The sequence below is a fragment of the Streptomyces sp. NPDC040432 genome, from assembly GCF_055595445.1.
Map to the genome: position 1 here is coordinate 16,050 of NZ_JBVIVP010000023.1, position 27,000 is coordinate 43,049.

Here is a 27,000-nt window from a genome sequence, read left to right on the forward strand (position 1 = left end):
GGTGGAAATGGGTGCGGGCCGGCAGGGGTGTTGCCCCTGTCGGCCCGTGGCGCGGTTGGTGCTACATGCGGATCTCGGGGCGGTGGACGTCCAGCCAGATCGCGGTGTCGAGGGCGCGTTCCAGTCCGTTGCGGGCGGCCGGGGTGAGGCTCTCGGGGGGTGCCAGGACCGTTTCGCCGAGCCAGTCGCGGCTGACGATCTGGAAGACGGGGCCGTCGTCGCCGAGGAGTTCCTTGGCGTTCTGTTGGAGTGCCTCGGCGTAGCGCCAGTCCTGGATGACGGGGTAGGGGCTCTTGGTGCGTTCGATCACGGACCGCGGGAGGAGGTTCTTGGTGGCGCCGCGCAGGAGGCTCTTCTCCCTGCCGTCGTAGGTCTTCATGGACCAGGGGGTGTTGTAGACGTATTCGACGAGGCGGTGGTCGCAGAAGGGCACGCGGACTTCGAGTCCGACGGACATGCTCATGCGGTCCTTGCGGTCGAGCATCATCCGCAGGAAGCGGGTGAGGTGCAGGTACGACATGACGCGCATGCGCTGTTCGTGGGGGGTTTCGGAGTCGATGCGGCCGATCTCGGCGAGGGCGGTGGCGTAGTTGTCGGCGACGGTTTCGAGCGGGTTGAGCGCGATGAGGGTGTCGAGGTTGTACATCTCGACGGGTTGGGTGTTGGGGGTGGCGCCGATCATGCCGGCGGTGATCCAGGGGAAGGTGTCGCTTTCCTGGACGGTGGGGTTGTGGAGCCAGCCGTAACCGCCGAAGACCTCGTCGGCGGCCTCGCCGGACAGGGCGACGGTGGAGCGTTCGCGGATGGCTTTGAACAGGAGGTAGAGGGAGACGTCCATGTCGCCGAGGCCCGCCGGGCTGTCGCGGGCGATGACGACCTGGCGGCGTACTTCGGGGTCGGCGACGGAGGCCGGGCTGAGCACGATGTCGGTGTGTTCGGTGCCGGCGTGGCGGGCCATCGCGGTGGCGAAGTCGGCGTCGTGGCTGCCGTGGACGCCGGTGGGGACGAAGTCGTCGGACTCGCCGCTGAAGTCCACGGCGAAGGTGTGCAGGGGTAGTCCCTGGGTGGCGCGGTGTTCGGCGGCGATGCCGGTGACGGCGCTGGAGTCGAGGCCGCCGGAGAGCAGGACGCAGGTGGGGACGTCGGCGACGAGTTGGCGGGCGACGCTGTCGTCGAGGAGTTCGCGGACGTGGTCGATGGTGGTGTCGAGGTCGTCGGTGTGTTCGTGGCTTTCCAGCCGCCAGTAGGTGTGGCTGCGGATGCCGGCCCGGTCGACGGTGACGACGGTGCCCGGTACCACTTCGTGTACGCCGTCCCAGATGGTTTCGCCGGGCGGTCGGTTGAAGGCGACGAACTCGCGCAGGCCGCGGGCGCTGACGACGGGCTTGGCCAGGGGGTTGGCGAAGATCGCTTTGGGTTCGGAGGCGAAGAGCACCCCGTCGGTGGTGGGGTGGTAGAAGAGCGGTTTGACGCCCATCCGGTCGCGGATCAGGACCAGTTTGCGGGTGCGGGCGTCCCAGATCGCGAAGGCGTACATGCCGTTGAGTTTGGGTGCCATGGCCTCGCCCCATTCCAGGTAGGCGTTGAGCACGACCTCGGTGTCACTGGCGGTGCGGAAGTGGTGGCCGCGTCCGCGTAGTTCCTGGCGCAGTTCGACGAAGTTGTACACCTCGCCGCTGTAGGTGAGGGCGACACGGCCGTCGGGGGTGGTGGCGTGCATGGGTTGTACGCCGCCGGCCAGGTCGATGACGGCGAGCCGGCGGTGGCCGAGTGCGGCGGGGCCTTCGATCCACCTGCCTCCGGCGTCGGGCCCGCGCCCGGTCAGGGTCCGGACCATGTGGTCCAGGGTCGTGGACTCCTGGGCCAGATCCCGGTCGTAGGCGATCCAGCCGGCTATGCCGCACATGTGGTGCTCCTCAGTCTCGCGGCGCTTCCTCTCGACGCCCGACGGACGCGCCTGTCGGCCCCGACGCTAGGTCCGGACCACGGCGGGCCACATCCCCTACGAGCCCCTATCGCAAAGAGCAAGGCAAGTCGAGGTAAAGGAAGTTCATGGTCAGAGGGGCTGAGGTAAAGCAAGAATAAAGAGAACGCCGGTGCTGCCACAAGAAGGTATCGCCACGCAAAAAAAGGGGGAGGGGCGGTCACCTGGGACCACCCCTCCCCCTCGCGCGCCCGACTCCCGTCGGGCCGAGGCGTGTCGGACTACCGCCCGCCGGCCCCCTCCGGGACCCGTTCGATGAACGGGGCCAGCAGGCCGGGCACGGCGTCCTCCGCGAAGGCGAGGCCGTCGGAGACGGCCACGTCGCGCACCTTGTACACGCCGTTGCCCGCTGCCGTGGCCGCTCCCAGGGTGAGCAGGCCGGCCCGGCGCTGGAAGGCGGAGCGGGTGATGGACCAGCCGATGATCCCGTCGCGCTGGAGGGCCGCGGTGCGGCGGGTGAAGGTTCCGGAGCGGGTGACCAGGTAGGGGCCGTGGAGGGCGTGGCCGAGGTTGCGGTAGGCGTCGAAGGCGAAGGCCAGGCCGACGGAGAACACGGCCAGGGCGGTGATCCAGCCGGTGTGCACGAGCACGGGGGTGAGCCAGAGGCCGAGCCCCACGAAGGGCGCGGCGATCAGTACGGACCAGATCAGGGCGCGGTTGATCCTGCGCCGCAGGGCGGCCCGGGGGTGCGCAGCGAGTTCCGCCGCGGTGGTCGGGGAGACGCTCTCGCCGAGGACGTCGGCGGCGATGCCCCGGGCCAGCGCGAGCGGCACGGGCGGGGTGAGGCGGCTGCGGCTGCTGTTCTCGTCCTCGTCGCCGAGGCCGCTCGCGACGGCCTTGACGCGGGCTCCTCCGGCCCAGCGCAGCAGCAGTGGTTCGGCCACCTCCGCACCGCGCAGGCGCTGCTCCTCGATGCTGACGGAGCGGGTGATGAGCAGGCCGCGGCGGACGCGGAGCATGCCGGTCTCGGGGCGGTCCAGGTGGTAGCCGCCCCAGCCCTCTATGAAGGTGGCCGTCGAGCCGGCGACGCCGATCAGGACGATGACGGCGAAGGCCACGAGGAGGCCGTACCAGAGGGGTACGGAGCCGAAGCGCTCCTCGATGTCCTTGACGATGCCGAGTTCCAGCGGGTCGATCTTCATCTCGTGCAGCGTGCGGTACACGGTACCGACGGCGATGAAGACACCGCCGACGCCCCACAGGGTCAGCGGCGCGTACCGCAGCCAGGCCCAGTCGAGCGCGGCGAGGGTGGCGTCGGTGTCGGGGTCGGCGGTCTCCAGGCCCTGGCGGGCGTGGCGGAGCTCGCTGAGCCGGCCGCGCAGGGCCTCGGCGTCGTGGGTGCTGAGGCCGTCCAGGGACAGGCCGCCGCCGGAGGTGGCCTGGTCGCCGGTGGCGATCTTCAGGGAGGTGAGGCCGAAGATCCGGTGGAGGGGGTTGGCGGTCAGGTCGACGCTACGGATCCGGTCGACGGGGATCGAGCGTTCGCTGCGGAAGAACCGTCCCTTGTGGAGCTCCACCCGGTCCTCGGTGACGCGGTAGCGGGTGGTGAGCAGGCGCATCATGCTGATGCCGGAGATGACGAGGCAGGTGATGAGGAACGAGGCGAAGGTGATCAGGACCTGGAGGGTGATCTCGCCGGTGATGACGGTGGTGGCGGCGAAGGTGGCCAGCGGTGTGGCCACGACGCTGAGGTTGACGAGGAACAGTCGGGGGTTGAGCCGCCCCCAACCGTCGCTCTCGGCGTGATCCTGCTGTCGCACTGCGGTGTCCGGTGTCACGTGGCGTCTCCCGGTACGGCCTGGGTGGACGTGGTCAGCTGCTCCACGAGTTCGGTGGCCGTCCGGTGGTCGATCCCCTTGATCTTCACGGCGCCCGCGGAGGAGGCGCTGGTGACGGTGATCCCCGAGAGCCCGAACATCTGCTGGAGCGGCCCGCGGAGCATGTCGACGGTCTGGACGCGGGAGAGCGGAACGACCCGCCACCTCTGCCACAGCCACCCCGAGGCGGCGTAGACGGCTTCCTCGGTCATCTCCCAACGGTGCACGCGGTAGCGCCACATCGGCATGACGCCCATGTACAGGAGGCCGGGGACGAGCGCGACGAGGAAGAGCGGACCGAACACGAAGCGTGCGGGCGCGATGGTGAGCCACAGCACGCCGAAGACGATCGGGAGCGGCAGGGCGAAGAGGGACGACTGGAGGGTCCACCAGCCGATGGCGCGGGTCTCGACCCGGTTGCGGGGAGGCCGGAGCCTCAGTTCTTCGTTGTGCAGCACTGCGTCACCCTTGTTCCTGGAACGATGTCGATCGGTCGGTGTCCGTTGCCGTGGCGGCCCGTACGGTCCGCAGCCGGGACAGCAGGACCGCCGTCCGGGCCGCGACCGCCGACAGCGACATCAGCGCGAGCGCGCTCACGAGCACTTCGCTGCCGCTGAGTTGGTATTCGGTGGTCAAGCGGGCCGTCCGCGGCCCGAACCAGTGCTCGCAGCCGTAGGCGAAGAGGAGCTGGACACCGGTGAGGAGGATCCAGACCGCAGCGTAGCCCGCGCCGCCGGTGCTGCGGATGTCTCCCGCGAGGGCCCGGTGGGCCGGGAGCAGGGCACCGGCCGCGAGTCCGCAGATGGCTCCCACCCCGATGCCGGCGAGATGCAGCGACGTGTCGTTGCCCGCCGTCGGGAAGGAGTGTACGCAGGCAGCGATGACGAGGACGGCCACGAGTGCGGGGCCGGCGATCCTCACCCGGGTGACGCGCCGGTTGCCGCAGTCGGACGCGAGGACGGCGGCCAGGATCGTCCCGCAGGTGAGGAGCGCCGTCGTGAACTGGCCCACGTGTACAACCTCGTCCTTCCCGATGTCCGCGACGACCCGTCGTCGCGGATCCCTTCCGCTGTCCCCAACGTAGGGCGGGGCGCGCGGGCCCGGTGCCGACTGATCGGTGGGACCGGCTGTCAACCGATCGACGGACACCGGTCGGCGTCGTGGTAGGACTGGTTCCGTGCACATGTACACGCAGGAGGACGTACCGCGGGGCGTTCGGGAACGAGGGCCGGACTCGGGGGTCCGCTGGTTCGGTCTGTGGGACGGCTATTTCGCCGTTTCCTACCTCGTCACGGTCGTTCTGCTGTTCACCTCGGACGAGGACCAGGCCCACCGGGCCCTCGCCATCGGCGCGCTGACGCTGATGGTGCCCTGGTACGCGGGCCTCGGCCGGAGAGCGATGATCCGGCGGACGCACGGCCGGCGCAACCTCGTGTTCGCGGCCGGCCTGTTCCTGCTGTTCGCGTCCTCCAGCACCCTCGACCTGGGCGGGTCCTTCGCGCTGTTCGCGGTGGTTCCCATGCTCATGATGAGCCTGCCGATGCCGCCCGCGATCGTGTTGGTCGTCCTGGCCAACCTGTGGCCGGTGACGGTGGTGTGGTTGCGGGGCGGGCAGTTCGATCCGCACATCCTCTCGGTGCTGCCCATCTCGCTGCTCGGCACTGCCCTGTCGGTGCTGCTCGGGGTGTGGATCACCCGGGTGGTGCAGCAGAGCTCGGAACGCGCCGTGTTGATCGACGAGTTGCGGCGCAGCCGGGAGCGGGAGGCGCACCTGTCGCACCAGGCGGGCATCTCCGCCGAGCGGGAACGCCTCGCCCGGGAGATCCACGACACCCTGGCGCAGAGCCTGACCAGCATCATCAGTCTGGTTCAGGCTGCGGAGTCCGAGGTCGCGGTCAATCCCGAGCGGGCGCGGTCCCGGCTCGGGCTGGCCGGACGGGTCGCCCGGGACAGTTTGGACGAGGCCCGCGGTTTCGTCTCCAAGTTGACCCCGCCGGCCCTGCGGGAGAGCTCGCTGATGCAGGCCGTGCGCCGGCAGGCGGACCTGCTGATGGAGGAGACGGGCCTGACGGTGCGGTGCACGGCCCGGGGCGAGGAGCAGCCGCTGCCGATGGCCGTCAGCGTGGTGCTGCTGCGCTCGGCGCAGGAGGCGTTCGCCAACGTGCGCAAGCACGCCGGGGAGGCCCGTAGGGTGGACGTACTGGTGGCGTACGCGCCGGAGGCGGTACGGCTCGTCGTCCGCGACGACGGCGCGGGCTTCGACGCGCGGGGCCGGCTCGACGCCCTGCCCGCGGCCGACTCCGAGGGTGACGCGCGGGGCGGTTTCGGGTTGCGCGGGATGCGGGCCCGGGTGAGGGAGATCGGCGGCATGGTGCAGGTCGACAGCAGCCCCGGAGCGGGCACGACCATCGAGATGACGGTGCCGCTGGGCCCGGTGGGAGAGGAGCCGGACGATGAGTGAGCGCGAGCCGATCGGGGTGTTGCTCGTCGACGACCATCCCGTGGTCCGGGAGGGCCTGTCCGCGATGCTGGAGCTCGACGAGGGCATCCGGGTCGTGGGCCAGGCCGGTTCGGGTGAGGAGGCGGTGCTCCAGGCCGGCCGGTTGAGGCCGGACATCGTCCTGCTGGACCTGCGGATGGGCGCGATGGACGGCGTCGCGGCGACGGGCCACATCCTGCGCGAGTCACCGCGGACCAAGGTGGTCATCGTGACCACGTACGAGGACGACGCCGACATCCTGCGCGCGGTGGAGGCGGGCGCGGCGGGATACCTGCTCAAGGGCAGTTCCCGGGACGAGCTGGTGCAGGCGGTGAAGGCGGCGGCCCGCGGCGAGACGGTGCTGACGCCGTCGTTGGCGCCGAAGCTGTTCCGGGCGCGGGTGGTGGAGCCGCCGGTGCTGTCGGAGCGGGAGCGCGAGGTGTTGCAACTGGTCAGGCAGGGCCGGACCAACGCGGACATCGGGCGCCGGCTGTTCATCAGTGAGGCGACGGTCAAGACGCACCTGCTGCGGTCGTTCAAGAAGTTGTCGGTGTCGGACCGCACGGCGGCGGTGATGGCCGCCCTGGAGCGGGGTCTGCTGTCCTGACGGGCGGGCCGTCGGGCGGGAGGCCGACCGTCCCGGGGGTTGTCGTGGGCGTCGGCCGCATGCTGCGGGGGTCGGGCACCCGGGGTCGCACTGCCCCGGGTGTCCGACCGCTTCCCGGGTCGGGTCCCCCGCACGGGGCCCGACCCGGGCGCCCGGCCCTCAGGCGATGCCGGGCAGGCTCAGGTCCCACAGCCGGGCGGGTAGGTCCCGACGCCGTTTGACCTGGAGCTTGCGGTAGATCCGGGTCAGGTGCTGCTCGACCGTCGAGACGGTCACGTACAGCTTGGTGGCGATCTCCCGGTTGGTGTGTCCGCGCGCCGCGAGGAGCGCCACCCGGGCCTCCGCCTCGGACAGCACCTCGGCCTCGCTCGGCGGCTCCGCCTCGCGTCCGGCGGCGGGGACGGGCTCGCCGTCGCCCTGTCCCGGTGTGAACTCCTGGCACAGTGGTTGCGCCCCGCAGGACTTGGCCACGTGCCAGGCCTTGCGGACGAGCATCCGGGCCCGGTTGAAGTCCCCGGCCGCCCGATAGGCGCTGCCCAACTCGCCCAGGGTTCGCGCCAGTTGAAGCCGGTCATCGCCTTGTTCCAGGACTTCCACGGCCTCGGTGAGCCGCTTGAGCCGGTAGCCGAGGTCGCCGCTGGTGCGGGCGAGCGCGAACAGCAGGGGTCCTCGCGGCCGGCTGCCGGCCGGGCCCGTCTCGCGCTGCCGCTGCTGCTCGACGTACTCCCGGGCCCGCGGCACGTTGCCGATGGCCAGCCACGCCTCGGCGGCGTCCAGCCGCCACGGCACCGGCTCCGCGGCTTCCATGCCCCAGGCCTGCATCAGCTCGCCACAGGTGAGGAAGTCGCGCAGGGCGGCGTGGTAGCGGCCGGTGGCGAGGTGGCAGCGGCCTCGGGCGCGCAGGTAGTGCAGACCCGTCCGGGTTTCCAGCATCGTCTCGGGCACGGGCTGCTCCAGCAGGGCCATCGCCTCTTCGAGGTTTCCCATCCGGGTCTCGGCCTCGATGAGCACACCCAGCGGCAGGGCGATGCCCACGCCCCAGCACGGCACGGATATCAGGGACATGGCCTGGCGGGCCTGGGTGGCGGCGCCCGGCAGGTCGCCCTGGCGCAGCGCGATCTCGGCCCGGACGGCGCCGAGGGCCGCCTGCCAGGTCGGCGCGTTGCTGGTGGCGCACTCGCCGAGCAGCCGGTCGATCCAGGTCAGGGCGAGGTCGAGGCGGCCCGCGTAGACGAGGGCGAGTACGGCGAGGACGAGGGAGGTGAGGGTGCGGTCGCTGAGGTGGTAGCGCTGCAGGACCCGGGTGGCCTCGGCGACGGCCGCCTCCCCCTGGCCGCCGCGCAGCGCGGTCCGCATCGCCTCGGCGGCCGGGACGTGGGCGTCGTCGGGCATGTCGTGGGACGCGGCCCGGCCGGTCGCGGGCGCGGTGGTGCCGGGGGCCGCGGAGGGCGCGAACACGTCCCGCACCGGAGGGCTGATCAGGGACAGCCAGTTCTGCGCGGCGGCGAGGGTGTCGGGTTCGTAGGCGAAGGGCAGGCCGGCGCCACGGGCCCGGTCGGCGGCGGTCCGCAGGCCCTGTATCGCCTCGGCGGCCTGGCGGGCCTCTCCCATCCAGGCCAGGCAGGACACGGCGTGCAGGAGGTCCCGGTCGGTGAGGCGGCCGGCGCAGAACTCCCGGGACAACTGCCGCAGGTGGCCCTCGGCGGCTGCCGGGCTGCTGCGCCAGACGATGCTGACGAGGCGGGACTTCAGGGCCGTGCGACGGGAGCCCTCCGGGCACGAGTCGACGGCCAGTTCCCCGCAGCGCAGGGCGAGTTGGGGGTCGTCCTCGACGAGGGCGTACTCGGCGGCCTCCTGGAGGACGGGGATCGCCCATCCCTCCACCGGCTTGCGGGCGGCGAGGAGGTGCCGGGCGACGTCGAGGGCGGGCGCCCCTTCCTGGTGCAGCAGTCGCGCGGCGCGCTGGTGGAGCGCGGAGAGGGCCCCGGGCGGGGTCGCGGTGAGTACGGCGTGGCGGGTCGCGGCCTCGCGGAACGCCCCGTCGCGCAGGATCCCGCACCGGCCGAGGTCCTGGAGTGCCAGCTCGGCGGTCTTGACGTGGACGTCGGTGATGCGGCTGAGCAGGGCGGGCGGGCAGGCGTCACCGAGCACGGCGACACCGCGCGCGACGGCCGGCATCTCGGGGTCGCCGCGGTGGAGGCAGTCGAGCACCGCACGTTCGAAGGTCTCGGCGGGGACGAACGGCTGGAACGGCTCGCTGTCGCCGAGGGTGGCCAGGCCGTCCTCCAGCAGGGCCTTGACCAGCAGCGGGTTCCCGCCGGTGGCCTCCTGGCAGTCGGCGGACAGGCGCTGGGCGGCGGCGGTGGAGAAGTGCCCGGCCAGGAGGCGGCCGGTCCCGTCCGCGCTGAGCAGCGGCAGCCGGATGCTGGTGCAGTTGGGTTGGCGCTTGAGTTCGGCGTGGAAGTCGAGTTGCGCGGGCAGCAGCCGGACCGCCTCGGTCAGCACGATGAGGACACCCGCCTGCCGGACCCGGCGTGCGAGGCAGAGGAGGAACGCGCGGGAGAGTTCGTCGCCGTGGTGGACGTCGTCGACGGCGATGACGACGGTCCGGCCGCGGGCGATCCGCAGGAGCGAGGCGCAGACGTGGGGCAGGACGCGCATGCCGGCCTCGACCGCGCCCGCCGCGTCCCGGGCGCTCTCGGCCTCGGCGCTCACGCCGTCGAGGAGCGCGGTGGTCTCGGCGTGGACGGCCGGGTCCAGTGGTGCGGCGCTGTCGAGGATCCGGCGCAGGATCCCGAAGGGGAGGTAGCGCTCGGCGCGGGAGCCGGCCGCTTCCAGGACCAACGCCCCCTCGGACAGGGCTTGCTCGGTGAAACACTCCAGCAGGGTCGTCTTTCCGCCGGCGATGGGCCCACTGATGACGGCGACGCGCCCGCGACCCCGGCGGGCGCTGCCGAACAGGTCGTTCAGCGTCTCCCACTCGTGTTCGCGCTCGACCAGCCTTGCCGCCACGGCCTCGTTCCCTTCCCCCGGAGCACCTGAGATTGCCCTGCACTGCACTGCGTCGTGCCTCCTCGCACCCCCGCCGGGCGGGCGGGGTGGTTGCGGGCACCGCGGGCCGGATCGGGCTCGTCCTCCGTGCGGGGAGGGCGGCCGGTCCGGCCCGGGTGCCTTTGGTCCGTGCGCCGCCGGGTGGGCCGCCGGTCGTGCGGCCGGCCCGGCGTGCGGCTCAGCCCTTCCGGATGGGGGCCGCTGCGAGCTCGTCGGAAATTATCTTCAGAACCCGCGCCTGGTGGTTGGCGAGAAAGAAATGGCCACCGGGAAAACGGTGGATGTCGAATTCTCCGCCGGTGTGGCCTTCCCAGGCGTCCGCCTCCTCCGCGCTGGTGCGCGGGTCGGACTCACCGGTCAGCACGGTGATGGGGGCCTTCACCGTTTCCCCGGGTTCGGCGCGGTAGTTCTCGATCGCCGTGTAGTCGCTCCGAATGGCGGGAAGCACCATCCGCAGGATCTCCTCGTCGCCGAGAATGGCCGAGTTCGTTCCACTGAGCTCACGCATTTCGGCCACGATGCCGTCGTCATCGCGGAGGTGAACGGATTCATGGCGGAAACTCGACGGTGAGCGGCGTCCGGAGGCGAAGATGCGTACGGGGTCCACGCCATGGTCGCGTTCCAGCCGGCGGGTCACCTCGAAGGCCAGGACGGCGCCCATGCTGTGGCCGAAGAACGCCACCGGCCGGTCGGTCCAGGGCAGGAGCGCCCTGGTCAGGGCGTCGGCGTAGACGCCGATGTCGGTGATCCCCGGCTCGTGCCGGCGGTCCTGACGTCCGGGGTACTGGACGCTCAGGACGTCCACCCCCGGGGCCAGGGCCTGGGACATGGGGAAGTAGAAGGAGGCGGATCCACCGGCGTGCGGGAGGCAAACCAGTCGGATCGGGCTTTCGTCCGCGGCGTGATAGCGGCGGATCCAGCCGTCGGCATTCTGCTTGTCGATCAAGGGATGAAAACTCCGTGTTCCAGTCCGGAAGCAGCACATGAACTCGATGAGTCGAGTCCCTTTGCGACTTCCGCACACGCGTTCCGTTGCTCCATGTCTAGCAGAGAGCCAATCTCGCCAGTACCCCTAGGTTTGAAACGGCCTCGACCCCTATAGCGGCTGAAAATCGCCTGCCGCGCTCCCCCGGAGGCCGAAACCGTTCGCAATTCAACTGTTGATCACGGAATGACCTTCCCGGTAGCCGGTCGCGCCGGTACGAGGGTGCACGTGCCGGATTCGTCCCCGCATTGTCGTTCCAGTCGACCGCGGGAAATGGTCTGGGCCAATCCGACCATCCAGCAGGTGGGGCAGCCCCGGAAGGCGATCAGGGCCAGCGGCGCGGCGAGCAGGGAGACCGGGCCGGCGAAGGGCACCAGGGCGATCGATCCACCGATCAACCCGAAGCCGATGGCGCCGCGCACCAGGTGGCGCGGGACGGACCTGCTGGCGAAATCCGGCCCGGTCGGCCCGGCACGGCCGGTGGCCGGAACCGTCACGGACAGCTCGGGCCGCTCGGGCCGCTTCACGATGTTCATCCCCTTGCCTTTCCCGCGTCGTGCGGGTCGATCGATCGACAGGCCCCGTCGTCGCCGGAGGCAGCCTTTCCGGTCTCCCGTTCGGTCGCCGCCAGTGAGTGCCGCACCGCCGCGCGCGCCCTGTGCAGCCGCGACTTCATCGCGGCGTCACTCAGACCGAGCGAGCGGGCGACGACCCTGCCCGGCAGGCCCTGGAGGTCCCGCATGACCAGGACCTGGCGCTGGTCGCGGGGAAGGGCGCCGACCGCGGCCGCGATCCGCGCCACCTCCAGTCCGTGCAGCACCTCCTCCTCCGCGGACGGCTCGACGCACGCCTGCGGCGCGGTCGATGCCGCCTCCTCCTTCCGCGAGACGAGGACCCGTACCTGCCGGAGGCACTCGTTGCGCACGATCCGGAACATCCACGAGGCGAGCGCGCCCGTCGCCCGCAGGGTGCCGATCTTCCGGTACAGGATGATCAGCGCTTCCTGCGCCGCGTCCTCGGCGTCCTGCGGCGAGGCACAGAGCGAGAAGGCGAACTTGCGGACATGGGGCTGCGATTCCATGACGACGGCGCCGAGCGAGGCGACGTCACCGTCCTGGGCGGCTCTGATCAGCCGTTCGTCCGGCCAGCGAAAACGTTGCTTCATGTCCTCAGGCCCGACGTCCGTAGCGCCGCAGCAGGTGGCGGACGCACGCGCCGACGAGCAGGACTGCGACCACCACGATGGCAGTGACCATCATTGACGTTCCTCCCGGTTGTGTGGGCCGACCCGTTCGACCGGCACACACATGAGAGACGGCGAGGCCCGGAAAGGGTTCATCCCCGGCCGAGATTTTTCCGCCGGCGGGCCGCGCCGGCTACCCTCCGACCGGGGACGGGCTGCGGGGGTCGGCCGGGCGCGGCACGAAGACCGGGGACTCGGACTGGTAGAAGAGGTCGATGTCGGCCTCCTCGCCACCGACGATCAGCGTGTCCCAGGCACCGCTCTCGCGCAGCGTGCGGAGGGTCGCGGGGGCGATCCCGGCGAGGTGGGCGCGCAACTCCGCGTCCGTCGGCAGGCCGGGCATCCGCGGGGCCAGCCGTTCGCGGATCCCGACCATCCGGTCCAGCAACGCCTCCAGGTCCTCCCCCTCCGCGCCGACCACCGCGCCGCCGACCACCGGCTCGGCGGCGCGCGCGATGATGTCCCTGATGGCACGGGTGACGCCCTGCTCGTCCGTGGTCACCATGGCGTTCCACGCCCGGCTCTTGTGCCGGTACTGGAGCATGGACATCGCCGCCTCGTGGCGGATGAAGTCGGCGTCCCGCAACGGCTTGCCCCGCCAGGCGCGGCTCAGCGAGCGGGCCAGCGAAGTGGCGGACCCCAGACCGCTGTTGAGACCCCGACCGGGCCAGAAGTGGATCGCGTTGGCCGCGTCGCCCAGCAGGAAGCCGTAGGTACCGGGGCTGGTCGCGGTCGGCCGGTGCAACTGCGCGGTGAAGCGCGGACGTTGCACCATGTCCAGCCGGAAGGAGGTGATCGCCGACAGGTCGTCCTCGGCCACCCCGAACAGGCGCAGCCCCTGCCGGATCTCCTTCCACAGCGGGGAGCCGCGCAGCAGGGCGGGGAGGAAGAGGGTGCCGTGGGTGGGGCAGCGGAACTCGCTGTCCTCCTCCTGCCGGCTCATCAGGCAGGGTCGGGCGGCGATGCACTCCTCGAAGACGTGGCGCACCGGGTCGATGCCGATGACGTTCCTCGCCTCCTCCCGGGTGAGCCGCATGTTCAGGAAGCCCTCGCCGCGCAGCGAGTTGAGGAGGAAGCGGTTCTGGGACACCGTGAGCAGCACGCTCATCGGGTCGGGCAGCCTCGACTTGACGCGCAGCCCCAGGACGACGTCCTGGAGGTGCTCGCCGTCGAGGGAGTAGATCGAGGTGTCGGCCGCGCCGAACCGGTCGGCGTAGTGCTCACGGGTGCGGGAGCGACCGCCCTCGCAGACCACCAGGACGTGCTCCTGCGTGAGTCGGTTCCGTTGCTCCGCCGCGTCGAAGCGCTTCGGGACGAGCCGGATGGCCGGTGCGCGGTTCGCCAGGTCCAGCAGTCGGTCCTCGATGTGGGCGATCCGGATGTTGCGGGGCGGGCGACCGTCGACCGAATCCGGGCCGACGGGCCACATCTCGGAGTACTGACCCTCGTCGTCGAACAGTGCGGAGAGCGCCTCGTCGGGCAGGGCGAGGTACTGCCGGCTCTGGACGGTCACCACCTGCTGCCGACGGAAGTTGCCCTGGGTCTCGTCCTTCCAGACGACCTCGGAACCCTTCCTGGTCCAGCGGCCGTCGTAGAGGGTGATGGCCGTGCGCCCGGGCAGCATCCCGTCGAGCGCCAGGGCGAAGGCCAGGCCCACCGGGCCGCCGCCCGTGATGGTGACCCGTAGCGTTCCGGGGTCCGCCGCGCTCGCCCGGGGGACGTCCAGGAGGGAGAGGTCCATGACCGTTTCCAGGGCGTCCTGCGCCTCGTAGAGAAACGTTTCGTCACCGATCCGGATGCAGTCGCTCGGGCGCAGGACGTGCCGCTTGACCCGTTGGTCGTTGACGAACGTGCCGTTGCGGCTGTCCCGGTCGTGGAGGACGAACCCGGCGTCCTCCACGAGGATCTCGGCGTGCAGCCGCGAGGCACTGGGGCTGACGATCACGACGCCGTTGTCGCTCTTGCGCCCGAAGCTGAGGGGCTCGCTGCCCAGGACCACGCTCTGCCCGGTGAACGGACCCGTGCGCCCGACGATGACCGATGGCACTCCACACCCCTTGAGAAAGACGCCTGCTGACCTCGTACGACAGCAACACGCCCCCGCGAAGGTGTTCGGTTCAACCAATCCTTGGAAATTTTCGCGCACCGTTGAACCGGGGGCCCCGGTCCGTACGTGATGTCTCGCGTCGGCCGGCGACCAAAGGGAGAACTGCCCCCATGCACAACGATGAATCCGATACCGCGACCGTGGCGGAGACCGCGCTCACGTCCACCACCGGGGTCACCACCACGGCCGTCGCATCGGGCGCGGAGGGTACGTCGGGCGCCGCGGCCACGGCGGGCGCAACGGCCGCGGCGGGCGGGGACCGGCTCATCGCGGGCCGCTACCGGCTGCTGTCCCGGCTCGGCGAGGGCGGCATGGGCACCGTGTGGCGCGCCCGTGACGAGACCCTGCAACGGGAGGTCGCCGTCAAGGAAGTCCGGGCCCCCGCAGGCCTGTTGGCCGATGCCATCGCGCGGATGTACAGCCGGCTGGAACGGGAGGCGTGGGCGGCGGCCCGCATACCCGACCGCAACGTGGTGACGGTCCACGACGTGGTCACGGAGGACGACCGGCCCTGGATCGTGATGGAACTGATCCGCGGACGGTCGCTGGCCGATCTGCTCCGCGCCGAGGGGCCGCTCACACCGCGGCACGCCGCGCACATCGGCGCGGAGGTGCTGGGCGCGCTGCGCGCCGCGCACGCCGTCGGGGTGGAGCACCGGGACGTGAAGCCGGCGAACGTGCTGCTCGCCGAGGACGGCCGGGTGGTGCTCAGCGACTTCGGCATCGCGGTGGTCGAGGGCAGCACCGCGCTGACGATGACCGGTGAGGTGGTCGGCTCTCCCGAGTACCTGCCGCCGGAGCGGGCGCTCGGCCGCCCCTCGGGACCCGAGTCGGACCTGTGGTCCCTCGGTGTGCTGCTGTACGCGGCCGTGGAGGGGGTTTCCCCGTTCCGGCAGGACACCGCGCTGAGCACCCTGCGGGCCGTCGTGGACGAGGAACCGCCCGCGCCGGTCCGGGCCGGCCCGCTCGCCCCGGTCATCGCCGGGCTGCTCCGCAAGGAGCCCGCCGACCGGCCCCCCGCCGCCCGCGTCACGGAGGCCCTGCGGGACATCGCGCACGAGCCGGACGCCACCACGGCCGCCGCCCGTATCCTGCCGACGCCCGCCCCGGCGCCGGAACCCGCCATGGCGCCGACGCCCGCGCCCGAGCCCGCGCCGCAGCCCGCGGCGACCGCGCCGGTCCTGCCGGCCACGGCCGAGGCCCCGGTCGTGCCCCCCGCGTCCCCGCCCCGCAAGCGCCGTACGGCGGTCCTCGTCGGGGCCGGCGCGACCGCGTGCGTGCTGATCGCCGGCGGCGTGGCCATCGCGTTGAACGGCGCCGGCGGGGACGCGGCCTCCGGTTCGGGCGTGCGGATGTCGGTGGTCGGCGCGAACACCACCTACACCGGTGACTGCCCCTCCCCCGAGGGCCGGGCCCCGGCCTTCACCGCGACGTTCACCGCCTCCGAGCCGACCCTGATCTCCTACCGCTGGGTGTCCGGTGACGGCTCGGTGGTGGATCCGCACTGGCGCACCATGTCGATCGGGTCGAAGGACGACCCGACGGGCCACGACACCGTGCGCCTGACGACGTGGGCGAAGGCGGGCAACCTGACCACCGGTATGGCCGTGGAACTCCAGAGCCCCACCCGCACCACCTCCAACCCGGTGCCTTTCTCCATCACCTGCACGGGCTGATCATCGGGGGGATCCACTGAATACGGGTCCGTTCCACGACGGGCCCCGGGGGTCAGCCGAACAGCGGGATGATGTCGGAGCCGTACGCGTCGATGGTCGCCTCCCGCGCGTCGTGCATGTCGTACACGGCGAACTGGTCGACGCCCAGGTCACGCAGGGCGCGGAGCTTTTCGACGTGGGCCTCGGCCGGGCCGAGCAGGCAGAACCGGTCGACGATCTCGTCGGGGACGAAGTCGGCCGACGGGTTCCCGGCCCGGCCGTGGTGGCTGTAGTCGTAGCCCTGGCGGGACTTGACGTACTCGGTGAGTTCCTCGGGGACCATCGAGGAGTGCTCGCCGTAGCGGGAGACGAGGTCGGCGACGTGGTTGCCGACCATGCCGCCGAACCAACGGCACTGGTCGCGGGCATGGGCGAGCGCCGCGGGCGAGTCGTCGGCGGTCACGTACGCGGGCGCGGCCACGCACATGGTGATCGCGTCCGGGTCCCGGCCGGCGGCGACGGCGGCCTCGCGGACCGACTTCACCATCCACTCGGTGAGGTAGGGGTCGGCCAGTTGGAGGATGAAACCGTCCGCCTTCTGCCCGGCCAGCGCGAGCGCCTTGGGCCCGTACGCGGCCATCCAGACGGGCAGCCTCCCCTCCCGGATCCAGGGGATGCGCAGCGGCTTCCCGTCCACCTGCGCCTCGCGGCCCTCGGCGAGGTCGCGGATCACGTCGATGGCCTCGCCGAGCCGGGCCAGGGTGTTCGGCGCCCGGCCGGCGACCCGCATCGCGGAGTCGCCGCGACCGATGCCGCAGACCGTGCGGTTGCCGTACATGTCGTTGAGGGTGGCGAAGGTGGAGGCGGTCACCTCCCAGGTACGGGTACCCGGGTTGGTGACCATGGGCCCCACGTGGAGCCGCTGCGTGTTGGCGAGGATCTGGCTGTAGATGACGAACGGTTCCTGCCACAGCACGGCCGAGTCGAAGGTCCAGCCGTAGCGGAACCCGTTGCGTTCGGCGCGCTTCATCAGGCTGACGACCTGGGAGGCGGGCGGGTCGGTTTGCAGGACGAGGCCGAAGTCCATGGCGGGACTCTCCTTACAGGTACTGGCAGGTGGAGCGGTGGACGAAGGCCCCGTGACCGGCCCGGCCGGTGTACTCGCGCCGGTCGATGACGAGTTCGCCGCGTGAGAGGACCGTGTCGACGCGTCCGGTGATCCGCCTGCCCTCGTACGCCGAGTAGTCCACGTTCATGTGGTGCGTCTCGGCGGAGATGACCTGCTCGGCGTGCGGATCGTAGAGGACGATGTCGGCGTCGGCGCCCGGTGCGATGGTGCCCTTGCGCGGGTAGAGGCCGAACATCCGGGCCGGGGTCGCGCAGGCGATCTCGATCCAGCGTCGGCGGCTGATGTGCCCGTCCAGGACGGCCTGGTGGAGGAGGTCCATGCGGTTCTCCACCCCCGGCAGCCCGTTCGGGATCTTCGAGAAGTCCCCGCGGCCCAGCTCCTTCTGGCCCCGGAAGCAGAACGGGCAGTGGTCGGTGGACACCACCTGGAGGTCGTTCGTGCGCAGCCCCCGCCACAGTGCGGCCTGGTGCTCGCGCGGCCTGAGCGGGGTGGAGCAGACGTACTTGGCGCCCTGGAAGTCGGGCTCCGCGAGGTTGTCGGTGGACAGGAACAGGTACTGCGGGCAGGTCTCCCCGAAGACGGGCAGGTCCTTGTCACGGGCCGCGGCCAGCTCCGCGACGGCCTCCGCCGCCGAGACGTGCACCACGTACAGCGGGGCGCCGGCCACCCGGGCGAGCTGGATCGCCCGGTGGGTGGCCTCGGCTTCGAGGAGGACCTTGCGGACCTCGCCGTGGTGGCGGGGGTCGGTCTCCCCGCGCGCCAGGGCCTGTTCGACGAGCACGTCGATGGCGATGCCGTTCTCGGCGTGCATCATGATCAGCCCGCCGTTGCCGGAGGCCCGCTGCATGGCCCGCAGGATCTGCCCGTCGTCGGAGTAGAAGACGCCGGGGTACGCCATGAACAGCTTGAACGAGCTGACGCCCTCCTCGACGAGGAGGTCCATCTCCTTGAGGGTGCTCTCGTTGACGTCCGAGAGGATCATGTGGAAGGCGTAGTCGATCGCGCAGTTGCCGTCGGCCTTGGCGTACCAGGTGTCGAGCCCCTCGCGCAGGGAGCGGCCCACGCTCTGCACGGCGAAGTCGACGATGGTGGTGGTGCCGCCCCAGGCCGCGGCCCGGGTGCCGGTCTCGAAGGTGTCCGAGGCGGCGGTGCCGCCGAAGGGGAGTTCCATGTGGGTGTGCGCGTCGACGCCGCCCGGGATGACGTACTTGCCGGAGGCGTCGATCGTGCGGTCGGCCGTCCAGGCCCGGGCGGCGTCCGAGCCGTGTGCGGCGAGGGCCGCCACCCGACCGTCCTCGATCAGGACGTCCGCGTGGAGCTCGTCGGCGGCGGTGACGACCAGCCCGCCGCGGATCAGGGTGCGGATGCTCATGTGAATCCCCCTACGTGATGCTGCGGAGCGCCTGTTCGAGGATGGCGGCGCCCTCTTCCGCCTCGGCGACGGTGAGGGTCAGCGGCGGTGCGATGCGCAGCACGCTGGTGTCGTGGCCGCCGCCCTTGCCGAGCAGCAGGCCGGCCGCGCGGGCGGCCTCCAGGACGGCCGTGGCGGCTTCCGGGGCGGCCCGGTCGGTGCCGGGTACGGTCAGTTCCAGTGCGGCCATCAGGCCCCGGCCGCGGACCTCCCGTACGGCCGGCACGTGGGCGGCGATGGCGCGCAGCCGTTCCAGGAGCAGGCCTCCGACCCGGCGGGCATTGCCCTGGAGGTCGTGTTCCAGCAGGTAGGAGAGGTTGGCGAGGCCGGCGGCCATGGTGATCGGGGAGCCGCCGAAGGTGGAGATCGAGTTGGCGTCGAGGCAGTTCATCACCTCGGCGCGGGCGACGACGCCGCCGATGGACATGCCGTTGCCGATGCCCTTGGCGAAGGTGAGGATGTCCGGCGGCCCGTTCCGGCCGTGGGCCTGCCAGCCCCAGAAGTGTTCGCCGGTGCGGCCCCAGCCGGTCTGGACCTCGTCGCTGATCCACAGGATGCCGTGCCGGTCGAGGACCTCGCGGAACGCCCCGTACAGCCCGTCGGGCGGGGAGGTGAAGCCGCCGACGCCCTGGATGGGCTCCGCGATGAGCGCGGCCACTCCCCCGCGGGCCTGTCCGAGCACGTCCTCCAGGTCGGCGACGGCCGCCGCGGTGAACTCGGCGTCGGGCAGCGCCGCGAAGGGGCCCCGGGAGCGGACGGCGCCGTGCACGTAGTACGTCTGGAGCGGCGAGAGGCTCGTCGGGGACCAGCCGCGGTTGCCGGTGATCGAGACGGTGGAGAAGGACCGGCCGTGGTAGCTGTTGCGCATGGCCAGGATCTGGTTGGAGCGGCGGTACGTCGTCGCGAGCAGCAGGGCGGCGTCGTTGGCCTCGGTGCCGGAGGTGGTGAAGAAGACCCGGGCGTCGGGGATGCCGGACAGGGCGGCGACCCGTTCGGCCAGTTCGATCATCGGCCGGTTGAGGTACAGCGTCGACGAGTGGATGATCCGACCGGCCTGTTCGGAGACGGCCTTGGTCACCTCGGGCAGGGCGTGCGCGGTCATCGTGGTGAGGATGCCGCCGAAGAAGTCGAGGTAGCGGTTGCCGTCGGCGTCCCAGACGTGGCGGCCCTCGCCGTGCGTGAGCTCGATCGGCCGGTCGTAGTACAGCGCGAGCCAGTCGGGCATGACGGTGCGGTGGCGGCTGTGCAGGGGGATGGGGTTGGTCACGGCTGTACGAGCCCTCCGTAGGCGTCGGGGCGACGGTCGCGGTAGAAGGCCCACTGGTCGCGGACCTCCTTGATCAGATCGAAGTCGAGGTCGCGGACGAGGAGTTCCTCGTCCTTGTCGCTGGCGACGTCGCCGACGAACTTGCCCCGCGGGTCGACGAAGTAGCTCGTCCCGTAGAAGTCGTTGTCGCCGTACTCCTCGCGGCCGACTCGGTTGATCGCGGCGACGAAGTACTCGTTGGCGACGGCGGAGGCGGGCTGTTCCAGCTGCCACAGGTGCGCGGAGAGGCCTCGGTGGGTGGCGGACGGGTTGTACACCAACTGGGCTCCGGCCAGGCCCAGCTGGCGCCATCCCTCGGGGAAGTGCCGGTCGTAGCAGATGTAGACGCCCACCCGGCCGACGGCCGTGTCGAAGACGGGCCAGCCGAGGTTGCCCGGGCGGAAGTAGTACTTCTCCCAGAAGCCCTTGACCTGGGGGATGTGGTGCTTTCGGTACTTGCCGAGGTAGCTGCCGTCGGCGTCGATGACGGCGGCGGTGTTGTAGTAGAAGCCCTCGGACTCCAGCTCGAAGACGGGTACGACGATCACCATGCCGGTCTCGCGGGCCAGGTCCTGCATCCGGCGGACGGTGGGGCCGTCGGGGACGGCCTCGGCCCAACGGTAGTGCTCGGGCTCCTGCACCTGGCAGAAGTAGGGGGCGTTGAACACCTCCTGGAAGCCGATGATCCGCGCGCCCTGGGCAGCCGCCGCCCGGGCGTGCTCCTCATGCTTGGCGATCATCGACTCGGTGTCGCCGGTCCAGGTGGCCTGGACGAGTGCGGCGCGGACGACTTGGGCCATGAGCTGCTCCTCGCGACGGGAACGCCGACTTCTACGCACGTAGACGGGGTGCGTAGGGAGTCGAAGGTAGGCCGCGTCCCAGCCCGGGGCAAGACCGCCGTGCGCAGTTGGAGTAGTCGATCAAGTTACGTCACCACGCGGTCGATTACGGTCGACAGTCGGGCGGTTCAGGCATCGGGAAGTCCGGCGACCCGCAGGGCGTGCGCGAGGTCCCGGTGCCGGGTGCCGGGCTGGGAGCGGGCCGCGTGCAGCAGCCGCGGCACGAACCAGCCCGGGTCCCGACGGGCCAGGGCGGCGGCCTCCTCGGCGGTGCGCAGTCCCACGAACGCCCCGAGCAGGGCGTGGACCTCGCCCTCCCGGCCCGCGACCCCCAGGGCGAGCGCGACGTCCGCCACTTCGGCGGCGGGACGGGCGACGCCCTGACGCAACAGCCGGCCGCTGTCGGTCCCGCGGCCCGCGTCCCCGAGCGCGGCGGCGACCTCGGCGAGTCGGGCGGGCGGCAGCGAGGCGGCCTCCCACAGCAGGGTCGCCCAGTCGGAGGCGAGACCGGCCCGGCCGAGCCCGGTGGCGAGGGCGGGCAGCAGTGGCGCGGGCCAGCCCGCGGCCTCGCACAGCAGGGCGTGCGCCTCGCCTCCCCGACCCCGGGCCCGCAGATCGAGGAGTCTCGCCACGAAGACCGCCACGGGGGCCCGCGCCGGCCCGGGGGCCGCCCCCTCGGCCGGGGCCGGTGCTCCTACGGCCGGGGCCGGTGCTCCGGATGCGGCGCCGGCCTGCGGGACCGGAGTCTGCGGTGGGGTGTGCGGGGCGCCGTAGCGGGCGCCGCGGGGCGCCGGGAGGGCCCCGTCCGGAGCGGGCGCGTCGGGACCCTCCGGCTGCCCCGGCGGCGGGGCGAAGGTCGGGGGCCGCACGCTCGCCGCCCCCGCGTACCGGGCTCCGCCGGTACGCCGCGACCCGCCGCGCGGCCACCGTCCCTCGGCCCGCCCCGCCGCGGCGGGGGCGACGGGTGGCGCGGACTCCTCGGGGCGGGCGTGGGCCGCCCGCGGGCGGGGTACGGCGGGCAGCGGCTCGCCGGGAGCACGGCCCACGGGGGCGTGGTCGACCGGAGCGCGGTCGGCGGGGGCGTGGTCGACCGGAGCGCGACCGGCCGACGCGCGGCCCACGGACACGTGGTCCACGGGCACGTGGTCGGCGGGGGCACGGTCGCCGGGTTCCGCGAACCACGGCGCCCCCGGGGCGGGGGCCGGCCGGACGGGCCGGGGGTGGGAGTCCGGTGCGCGCAGGGGGGCCGGCGCGTACACGCGGGCCGTCAGGTCGGCGTGCCGCGCGGCCGCGCGGGCGGCGTCGTCCCGGCTCCAGGACAGCTCCCGCGCGAGCGCGGCCGCCTCCGCCGGGTCGACCCCCGCCCCGAGCCGCTCGGTCAGGTTCCGTACCGCCGCCTCCGAAACGGCCCGCTGCTCGACGGCGGCCGCGAGCAGCGCCGGCAACTCCCGCGCCCCGTCCGGGTCGGCGTCCCGGGCGGCGACCGCCGCCGCCCGCAGCCGGGCGCCGTACTCGGCCTCGCGCGCCACCGCCCCGGCGCCGGCGGCTCCGGCACGCCCCGCGAGATCGGCGAGCAGGGATTCCACCACGTCCCACGGCGGCACCGCGGCACCCTCCAGACAGGCCCGCATCCCCTCGGGGTCCCGCCGCAGGAACTCCCCGTACCAGCCCGCCCCGGGATCCAGCCTGCGGGTCAAACCCCGCAACCAGTCCGCGAGTTGTTCGATCACCAGTGAAGTCGGCGTCTCCATGACCGCATTGGATCCCACCCGTGTTACGGGCGGGCTACGGGAGTCTCAAAGCTTGACGGCGATCCCGGTGTGCGGCCGCTTGCCGCCCCGCGCCAGCGCGGCGGGTACGTCCACCATCCAGAACTGCCACGTGTACTTGCGCCTCATCAGCCGGCGCACGCGCTTGAGGCCCTCCTCCTCCAACAGGCGCGCCTGCCCGTCCAGCACGGGGGCTCCCGCGATGATGCGTCCGCGCACGTCACAGGCCACGACCGTGACCCTGCTGTCGTTGCGGATGCGCTTGACCTTCCAGGAGTCGCTGCGCGTCCACACGTAGAGTTCGCCGCCGTCGGCGACGGCCCACACGGGGGTGGCGACGGGGGTGCCGTCCTTGCGGAAGGTGGTGAGGCTCACGTACCGGGCCCGGCCCAGTTGTTCAAGGGACATGGGGGTGAGCCTAGGACCTGTCGTCGAACTCCCCCGGACCAGTCCCCCTGCGGACCGGTTCGCCGGGTCGTCGCGCCGGTGGGGCCCGGGATGTCGAATGCGCCGCCCGGGCCCGGCGGGAGCTACTCCCGGGGTCCACCCCGGTGCGGAAGGACGACGTCGCCCGGGTCGGGGGCGGGGGGCCGGTCGTCCGGGACGGTACAGGCGGCGAGGAGCAGTCCGCCCGCGAGGAGGGCTCCGAGGAGCCCGAGGCCGAGCCGCTTCGACGCGTTGGCCGCGTTCAGGGCGTGGACGGATGGAGCGAGGTCGAGGACGTGGACCGGAAGGGACGTGCGGAGTTCGGCGATCGGGACCGCCCCGGTGGGGGCGGACGTGGTCGGGGCTGCCACGGCGGGGGCAGCGGTGAGGGCGCCGGCCGCGGTGGGTGCGCCGGCTGCGTTCGTTGCGTTGGCGGCGTGCGTTGCCTTCGTTGCGTTCGTTGCTGACACGCCCTCACGTTTCCCCCGCGACCGGGCGGTCCCTCACCGATTGGGCTGATCGGCCGTCGGACTCTCCCCGGGCGGCGGCCCGGACCCGCACCCTGTCGGATCATCCCACCGGCGGCGTACGGTGTCCGGGCGCGGCGCCCGGTCCCCGCCGATCGGGGTCGGCGTTGCGCCGGAAGGAGTCACGATGGCCGGGAGGGCGGCGCACATATGCCGTGACTGCGCGCACGGGAGGGGTGTCCACGTGCCCTCGTTGGGCCGGTGCCTGGGCGTCGCGGGCGGGCCGCCCTGCGACTGCCGACTGTTCCGGCGCGTGGACGAGCCCGAAGCCGCGCGGCAGGAGCCGACGGAGCCCGCCGAGCCGCCGTGCGCGGAGTGCCGGTCGCCGTTCGGGGTGTGCCGGTGCGAGTCCTGGTGGGAGCGGCAGCGGTCGCCGTTCGCGCCGTGCGGCGGATGAGGCGGCGGGGTCGGTGAGCGGGGGCGACCGGTTCCCGCCGGCCTTCGCCACGGCGCCGCTCGCCCTGTTCGCGATCGGCCTCACCGTCGCCACCGTCCCGCGTCGCGCCGACCCTCCTCCGCGCGCGGGCTGCCTGCACGGCTTCGAGGAGCACGCTGCGGGCCGTTGCGCGGGGCACGGCAGCCCGTGCCCGTGCACCGGCGACCGCACGCAGTGGACGGACCACGCGGGTCGGCCGCCCATCGGGTGCGGAGGCTGACGGACCCCACCACCCGGGAACGCCCGGCGTGCACACCCGACGTCACACGTCACACATCGCACGTCCCCCGTGGAGCGCCGGGAGCCGGGCGCCCGATGTCAGGCCGGTACGAGGGCGCAGCGCCGCATCACGTCGTCCAGGGACAGCCCGAGGGCTCCCGCGAGCGCGGCGACCGTGAAGAAGGCGGGGGTCGGGGCCCGGCCGGTCTCGATCTTGCGGAGGGTTTCGGCCGAGAGTCCGGCCCCCGCCGCGACCTCGACCATGCTGCGGGTGCCGCGGGCCTCGCGCAGCAGGGCGCCCAGGCGCTCGCCGCGTTCACGCTCTTCGGGTGTCAACGGGGTACGGACCATGGGGCCAGCATACCCCGGACCCCGATTACTATCCCGGTAAAGTTATACCGGTATAGTTATTGGCATGGTGAAACTGAAGACGAACCCCGAGATCGACGAGATGCGCGAGGCCGGCCGGGTCGTCGCGCACGCCCTGGCCGCCGTTCGGAACGCGGCCGCGGTCGGGGTGTCCCTGCTGGAACTGGACCGTACGGCGCGCGAGGTGCTGGACGAGGCCGGTGCGTCCTCGCCCTTCCTCGGCTACCGGCCGCAGTTCGCCCCGGTGCCCTTCCCGGCGGTGGTGTGCGCCTCGGTCAACGACGCCATCGTGCACGGCATCCCCGACGACTACCGGCTGCGCGACGGTGACCTGGTCAGCATCGACTGCGGGGCACAGCTCGGCGGCTGGGCCGGTGACTCGGCGATCAGCTTCACGGTCGGTCGGGCCCGCCCGGCCGACCTGCGGCTGATCGCCACGGCCGAGGAGGCGCTCGCCGCCGGCATCGCCGCCGCCCGTCCGGGCAACCGGATCGGCGACATCGCGTACGCGGTCGGCAGCGTCTGCCGCGCCGCCGGCTACGGCATTCCCGACGGTTTCGGCGGTCACGGCATCGGCCGCAGCATGCACGAGGACCCGGGCGTCCCCAACGAGGGCCCGGCCGGGCGCGGGATGAGGCTGCGCGCCGGCATGGTCCTCGCCATCGAGCCGATGCTGACCGCCGGCGGCACCGACGACTACACCTGTGACGCCGACGGCTGGACCCTGCGCACCGTGGACGGCAGCCGCGCCGCGCACGCGGAGCACACGGTCGCGGTCACCACCGACGGCCCCAGGATCCTCACCGCTCCGTAGGTCCCGGGGCCGCCGACGAGGCGGTGTCTACGGCTTGCCGTGCGGGTGGACGACCATCGCGGACCCGCCGCCGCGGCGGGAGGTCTCGGCGGCCGCGAGCCAGCGGCCGTCCGGGAGGCGTTGGACCCCGGTGGCGGCGCCGATCTCGGGATTCTGCCGGAAACCCTGGCCGAGGGCTTCCAGTTCGGCCCGCAACGGGCTGTTCCACAGGCCCGGTTCCAGTTCGGTGGTGGTCTGGTTGCGCTGGCTGGCGCGCGGCGCCGCGATGGCGTCGACGAGCGGCAGCCCCCGGTCCAGGTGGCCGAGCAGGGTCTGGAGGACGGTGGTGATGATCGTGGCGCCGCCCGGGGAGCCGACCGCCAATACCGGACGCCCGTCGTCCAGCACGATGGTCGGGGACATCGAGGAGCGCGGCCGCTTGCCGGGGCCGGGCAGGTTCGGGTCCGGGACGCCGGGGGCGGCCGGCGCGAAGGAGAAGTCGGTCAGCTCGTTGTTCAGCAGGAAGCCCCGCCCCGGGACGGTGATCCCGCTGCCGCCGGTGGACTCGATGGTCAGGGTGTACGACACGACGTTGCCCCAGCGGTCGGCGACCGTCAGGTGCGTGGTGTTCTCCCCCTCGTACGTGGTCGGCGCCGCCTGCCCGGTGGTGGCGCAGGGCACGGGCCGGCGCGGGTCGCCGGGTGCCAGCGGGCTGGTCAGCGCCCGGTCGGGCCGGATCAGGCAGGCGCGGGAGTCGGCGAAGCGCTGCGAGAGCAGGTCACGGGTGGGGACGTCCACGGCGGCGGGGTCGCCCACCCAGCGGCCCCGGTCGGCGAAGGAGATCCGCGAGGCCTCGATGAAACGGTGCAGGTACTGGCTCTCGGAGAGCTCGCGGACGTCGGAGCGCTCCAGGATGTTCAGGGCCTCGCCGACGGTGGTGCCGCCGGAGGAGGAGGGCGCCATGCCGTACACGTCCAGGCCGCGGTACCCCACCCGGGTGGGTTCCTGCCGCTTCGTCGCGTACGAGCGCAGATCCGCGGCGGTCAGGTCACCGGGGCGGACGATGCGGGTGGCCGCCGGGTCGACCGGGGGCTTGCGGACGGTCCGGACGATGTCGTCCGCGATCGGGCCCCGGTAGAGGGCTCCGGTCCCCTTGCGTCCGAGTTCGGCGTACGTGTCGGCCAGGTCGGGGTTCTTGAACGTGGAGCCGACGACGGGCAGTGCCCCACCCGGCAGGAACAGTGCGCGGGTGTCCGGGAAGTCCCTGAACCGCTCCTCGTTCGCGGCCGTCTGGGCCCGGAAGGTGGCGTCGACGGTGAACCCGTCGCGGGCCAGTTTCTCGGCGGGCCTCATGAGTTGGCGCAGCGGCCGGCTGCCCCAGGAGTCCAGGGCGCTCTTCCAGGTGGCGGGGGTGCCGGGCACTCCGACGCCGCGCCCGCTGGTCTGTCCCTCGGCGAAGGGGATCGGGACGCCGTTCTCCTGGAAGAGGGTGTCGGTGGCCGTGGCGGGGGCGGTCTCGCGGCCGTCGATGGTGTGCACGCGGCGGGTGCGGGCGTCGTAGTACACGAAGTAGCCGCCCCCGCCGATGCCCGCCGAATAGGGCTCGGTGACACCGAGCGCGGCGGCGGTGGCGACGGCCGCGTCCACGGCGTTTCCGCCGGCGCGCAGTACGGCGATCCCGGCGGCGGAGGCGTCCGGGTCGACGCTGGCGACGGCCCCGCCGTACCCGGCGGCGACGGGCACCTTCGGCGGGGCCCCGGGGGACGACGGCGGGGCGGCCGCGCCGGTGGAGACGAGCGCTCCGACCAGGGCGAGCAGTGGTAACGAACGTGCGGCAGGACGGTGCAT

At 72.5% G+C, this 27,000-nt stretch carries 22 protein-coding genes; 4 read left to right on the forward strand and 18 right to left on the reverse strand.

Annotated elements, in window-relative coordinates; translation table 11 throughout:
• Nucleotides 1–61: 61 nt before the first annotated feature.
• The 4 genes from asnB to ACZ58N_RS31725 form a co-directional block, all read right to left on the reverse strand.
• Nucleotides 62–1,906, reverse strand: coding sequence for an asparagine synthase (glutamine-hydrolyzing) (gene asnB / locus ACZ58N_RS31710; protein WP_471166894.1), 1,845 nt, complete (start codon nucleotides 1,904–1,906; stop codon nucleotides 62–64).
• A 299-nt stretch (nucleotides 1,907–2,205) separates the two neighbouring features.
• Nucleotides 2,206–3,744 (reverse strand): PH domain-containing protein, encoded by a 1,539-nt coding sequence (locus ACZ58N_RS31715; protein WP_471166897.1) that lies wholly within the window; start codon nucleotides 3,742–3,744, stop codon nucleotides 2,206–2,208.
• Nucleotides 3,745–3,758: 14 nt separating this feature from the next.
• Nucleotides 3,759–4,259 (reverse strand): PH domain-containing protein, encoded by a 501-nt coding sequence (locus ACZ58N_RS31720; RefSeq protein ID WP_281210584.1) that lies wholly within the window; start codon nucleotides 4,257–4,259, stop codon nucleotides 3,759–3,761.
• 4 nt (nucleotides 4,260–4,263) lie between these two features.
• Nucleotides 4,264–4,812, reverse strand: a complete 549-nt coding sequence (locus tag ACZ58N_RS31725) for a hypothetical protein (protein ID WP_471166900.1) — start codon at nucleotides 4,810–4,812, stop codon at nucleotides 4,264–4,266.
• 172 nt (nucleotides 4,813–4,984) lie between these two features.
• Here ACZ58N_RS31725 and ACZ58N_RS31730 point away from each other — a divergent pair, with 172 nt between their 5' ends.
• Together ACZ58N_RS31730 and ACZ58N_RS31735 are read left to right on the forward strand one after the other, a co-directional pair.
• Nucleotides 4,985–6,262, forward strand: a complete 1,278-nt coding sequence (locus tag ACZ58N_RS31730) for a sensor histidine kinase (RefSeq protein WP_471167102.1) — start codon at nucleotides 4,985–4,987, stop codon at nucleotides 6,260–6,262.
• Nucleotides 6,255–6,887 (forward strand): response regulator, encoded by a 633-nt coding sequence (locus ACZ58N_RS31735; protein ID WP_471166903.1) that lies wholly within the window; start codon nucleotides 6,255–6,257, stop codon nucleotides 6,885–6,887. Before ACZ58N_RS31730 ends, ACZ58N_RS31735 begins: the two co-directional genes overlap by 8 nt.
• 159 nt (nucleotides 6,888–7,046) lie before the next feature.
• Here ACZ58N_RS31735 and ACZ58N_RS31740 read toward each other — a convergent pair whose 3' ends face one another.
• From ACZ58N_RS31740 to ACZ58N_RS31760, 5 genes are all read right to left on the reverse strand, one after another.
• Nucleotides 7,047–9,899 (reverse strand): helix-turn-helix transcriptional regulator, encoded by a 2,853-nt coding sequence (locus ACZ58N_RS31740; RefSeq protein ID WP_471166906.1) that lies wholly within the window; start codon nucleotides 9,897–9,899, stop codon nucleotides 7,047–7,049.
• 217 nt (nucleotides 9,900–10,116) lie between these two features.
• Nucleotides 10,117–10,923 (reverse strand): thioesterase II family protein, encoded by an 807-nt coding sequence (locus ACZ58N_RS31745; RefSeq protein ID WP_471167105.1) that lies wholly within the window; start codon nucleotides 10,921–10,923, stop codon nucleotides 10,117–10,119.
• A gap of 179 nt (nucleotides 10,924–11,102) precedes the next feature.
• On the reverse strand, nucleotides 11,103–11,459 hold the full coding sequence (locus ACZ58N_RS31750) for a hypothetical protein (RefSeq protein WP_471166909.1): 357 nt from the start codon (nucleotides 11,457–11,459) through the stop codon (nucleotides 11,103–11,105).
• A complete protein-coding gene (locus ACZ58N_RS31755; protein ID WP_471166912.1) occupies nucleotides 11,456–12,088 on the reverse strand; it encodes an RNA polymerase sigma factor in 633 nt (210 codons plus the stop codon). The genes ACZ58N_RS31750 and ACZ58N_RS31755 overlap by 4 nt, the downstream gene beginning before the upstream one ends.
• Nucleotides 12,089–12,299: 211 nt before the next feature.
• Nucleotides 12,300–14,213, reverse strand: a complete 1,914-nt coding sequence (locus tag ACZ58N_RS31760; RefSeq protein ID WP_471166914.1) for an FHA domain-containing protein — start codon at nucleotides 14,211–14,213, stop codon at nucleotides 12,300–12,302.
• 170 nt (nucleotides 14,214–14,383) lie between these two features.
• Between ACZ58N_RS31760 and ACZ58N_RS31765 the strand changes: the two genes are divergently transcribed.
• The gene (locus tag ACZ58N_RS31765; protein WP_471166917.1) at nucleotides 14,384–15,949 is read left to right on the forward strand and encodes a protein kinase domain-containing protein; all 1,566 of its coding nucleotides are present in this window, start codon (nucleotides 14,384–14,386) and stop codon (nucleotides 15,947–15,949) included.
• Between the two features lie 52 nt (nucleotides 15,950–16,001).
• Here the strand turns inward: ACZ58N_RS31765 and ACZ58N_RS31770 are convergent, their stop codons facing one another.
• The 8 genes from ACZ58N_RS31770 to ACZ58N_RS31805 all read right to left on the reverse strand — a co-directional run bounded on the left by ACZ58N_RS31770 (nucleotide 16,002) and on the right by ACZ58N_RS31805 (nucleotide 24,341).
• Nucleotides 16,002–17,015, reverse strand: coding sequence for a TIGR03842 family LLM class F420-dependent oxidoreductase (locus ACZ58N_RS31770; protein ID WP_471166919.1), 1,014 nt, complete (start codon nucleotides 17,013–17,015; stop codon nucleotides 16,002–16,004).
• 13 nt (nucleotides 17,016–17,028) lie between these two features.
• Nucleotides 17,029–18,429 carry a dihydropyrimidinase gene (gene hydA / locus ACZ58N_RS31775; RefSeq protein WP_471166922.1) on the reverse strand — a complete coding sequence of 467 codons (1,401 nt, stop codon included), beginning with the start codon at nucleotides 18,427–18,429 and terminating at the stop codon, nucleotides 17,029–17,031.
• Between the two features lie 10 nt (nucleotides 18,430–18,439).
• Entirely contained in the window at nucleotides 18,440–19,693 is a 1,254-nt protein-coding gene (locus tag ACZ58N_RS31780) for an aspartate aminotransferase family protein (RefSeq protein ID WP_471167107.1), read from the reverse strand.
• Between the two features lie 38 nt (nucleotides 19,694–19,731).
• On the reverse strand, nucleotides 19,732–20,574 hold the full coding sequence (locus ACZ58N_RS31785; protein WP_471166925.1) for a nitrilase-related carbon-nitrogen hydrolase: 843 nt from the start codon (nucleotides 20,572–20,574) through the stop codon (nucleotides 19,732–19,734).
• A gap of 167 nt (nucleotides 20,575–20,741) precedes the next feature.
• On the reverse strand, nucleotides 20,742–22,364 hold the full coding sequence (locus ACZ58N_RS31790; protein ID WP_471166928.1) for a hypothetical protein: 1,623 nt from the start codon (nucleotides 22,362–22,364) through the stop codon (nucleotides 20,742–20,744).
• 45 nt (nucleotides 22,365–22,409) lie between these two features.
• Nucleotides 22,410–22,790 (reverse strand): PPOX class F420-dependent oxidoreductase, encoded by a 381-nt coding sequence (locus tag ACZ58N_RS31795; RefSeq protein WP_471166930.1) that lies wholly within the window; start codon nucleotides 22,788–22,790, stop codon nucleotides 22,410–22,412.
• Nucleotides 22,791–22,912: 122 nt separating this feature from the next.
• Nucleotides 22,913–23,278, reverse strand: a complete 366-nt coding sequence (locus ACZ58N_RS31800) for a hypothetical protein (RefSeq protein ID WP_471166932.1) — start codon at nucleotides 23,276–23,278, stop codon at nucleotides 22,913–22,915.
• A gap of 811 nt (nucleotides 23,279–24,089) precedes the next feature.
• The gene (locus ACZ58N_RS31805) at nucleotides 24,090–24,341 is read right to left on the reverse strand and encodes a helix-turn-helix domain-containing protein (RefSeq protein WP_471166934.1); all 252 of its coding nucleotides are present in this window, start codon (nucleotides 24,339–24,341) and stop codon (nucleotides 24,090–24,092) included.
• A 64-nt stretch (nucleotides 24,342–24,405) separates the two neighbouring features.
• Between ACZ58N_RS31805 and map the strand changes: the two genes are divergently transcribed.
• Nucleotides 24,406–25,173 (forward strand): type I methionyl aminopeptidase, encoded by a 768-nt coding sequence (map, locus tag ACZ58N_RS31810; RefSeq protein WP_471166937.1) that lies wholly within the window; start codon nucleotides 24,406–24,408, stop codon nucleotides 25,171–25,173.
• Between the two features lie 27 nt (nucleotides 25,174–25,200).
• On the opposite strand, the gene ggt is transcribed toward map, so the two are convergent.
• Nucleotides 25,201–27,000: a gamma-glutamyltransferase gene (gene ggt, locus ACZ58N_RS31815; protein ID WP_471166939.1), complete on the reverse strand. Its 1,800-nt coding sequence runs from the start codon at nucleotides 26,998–27,000 to the stop codon at nucleotides 25,201–25,203.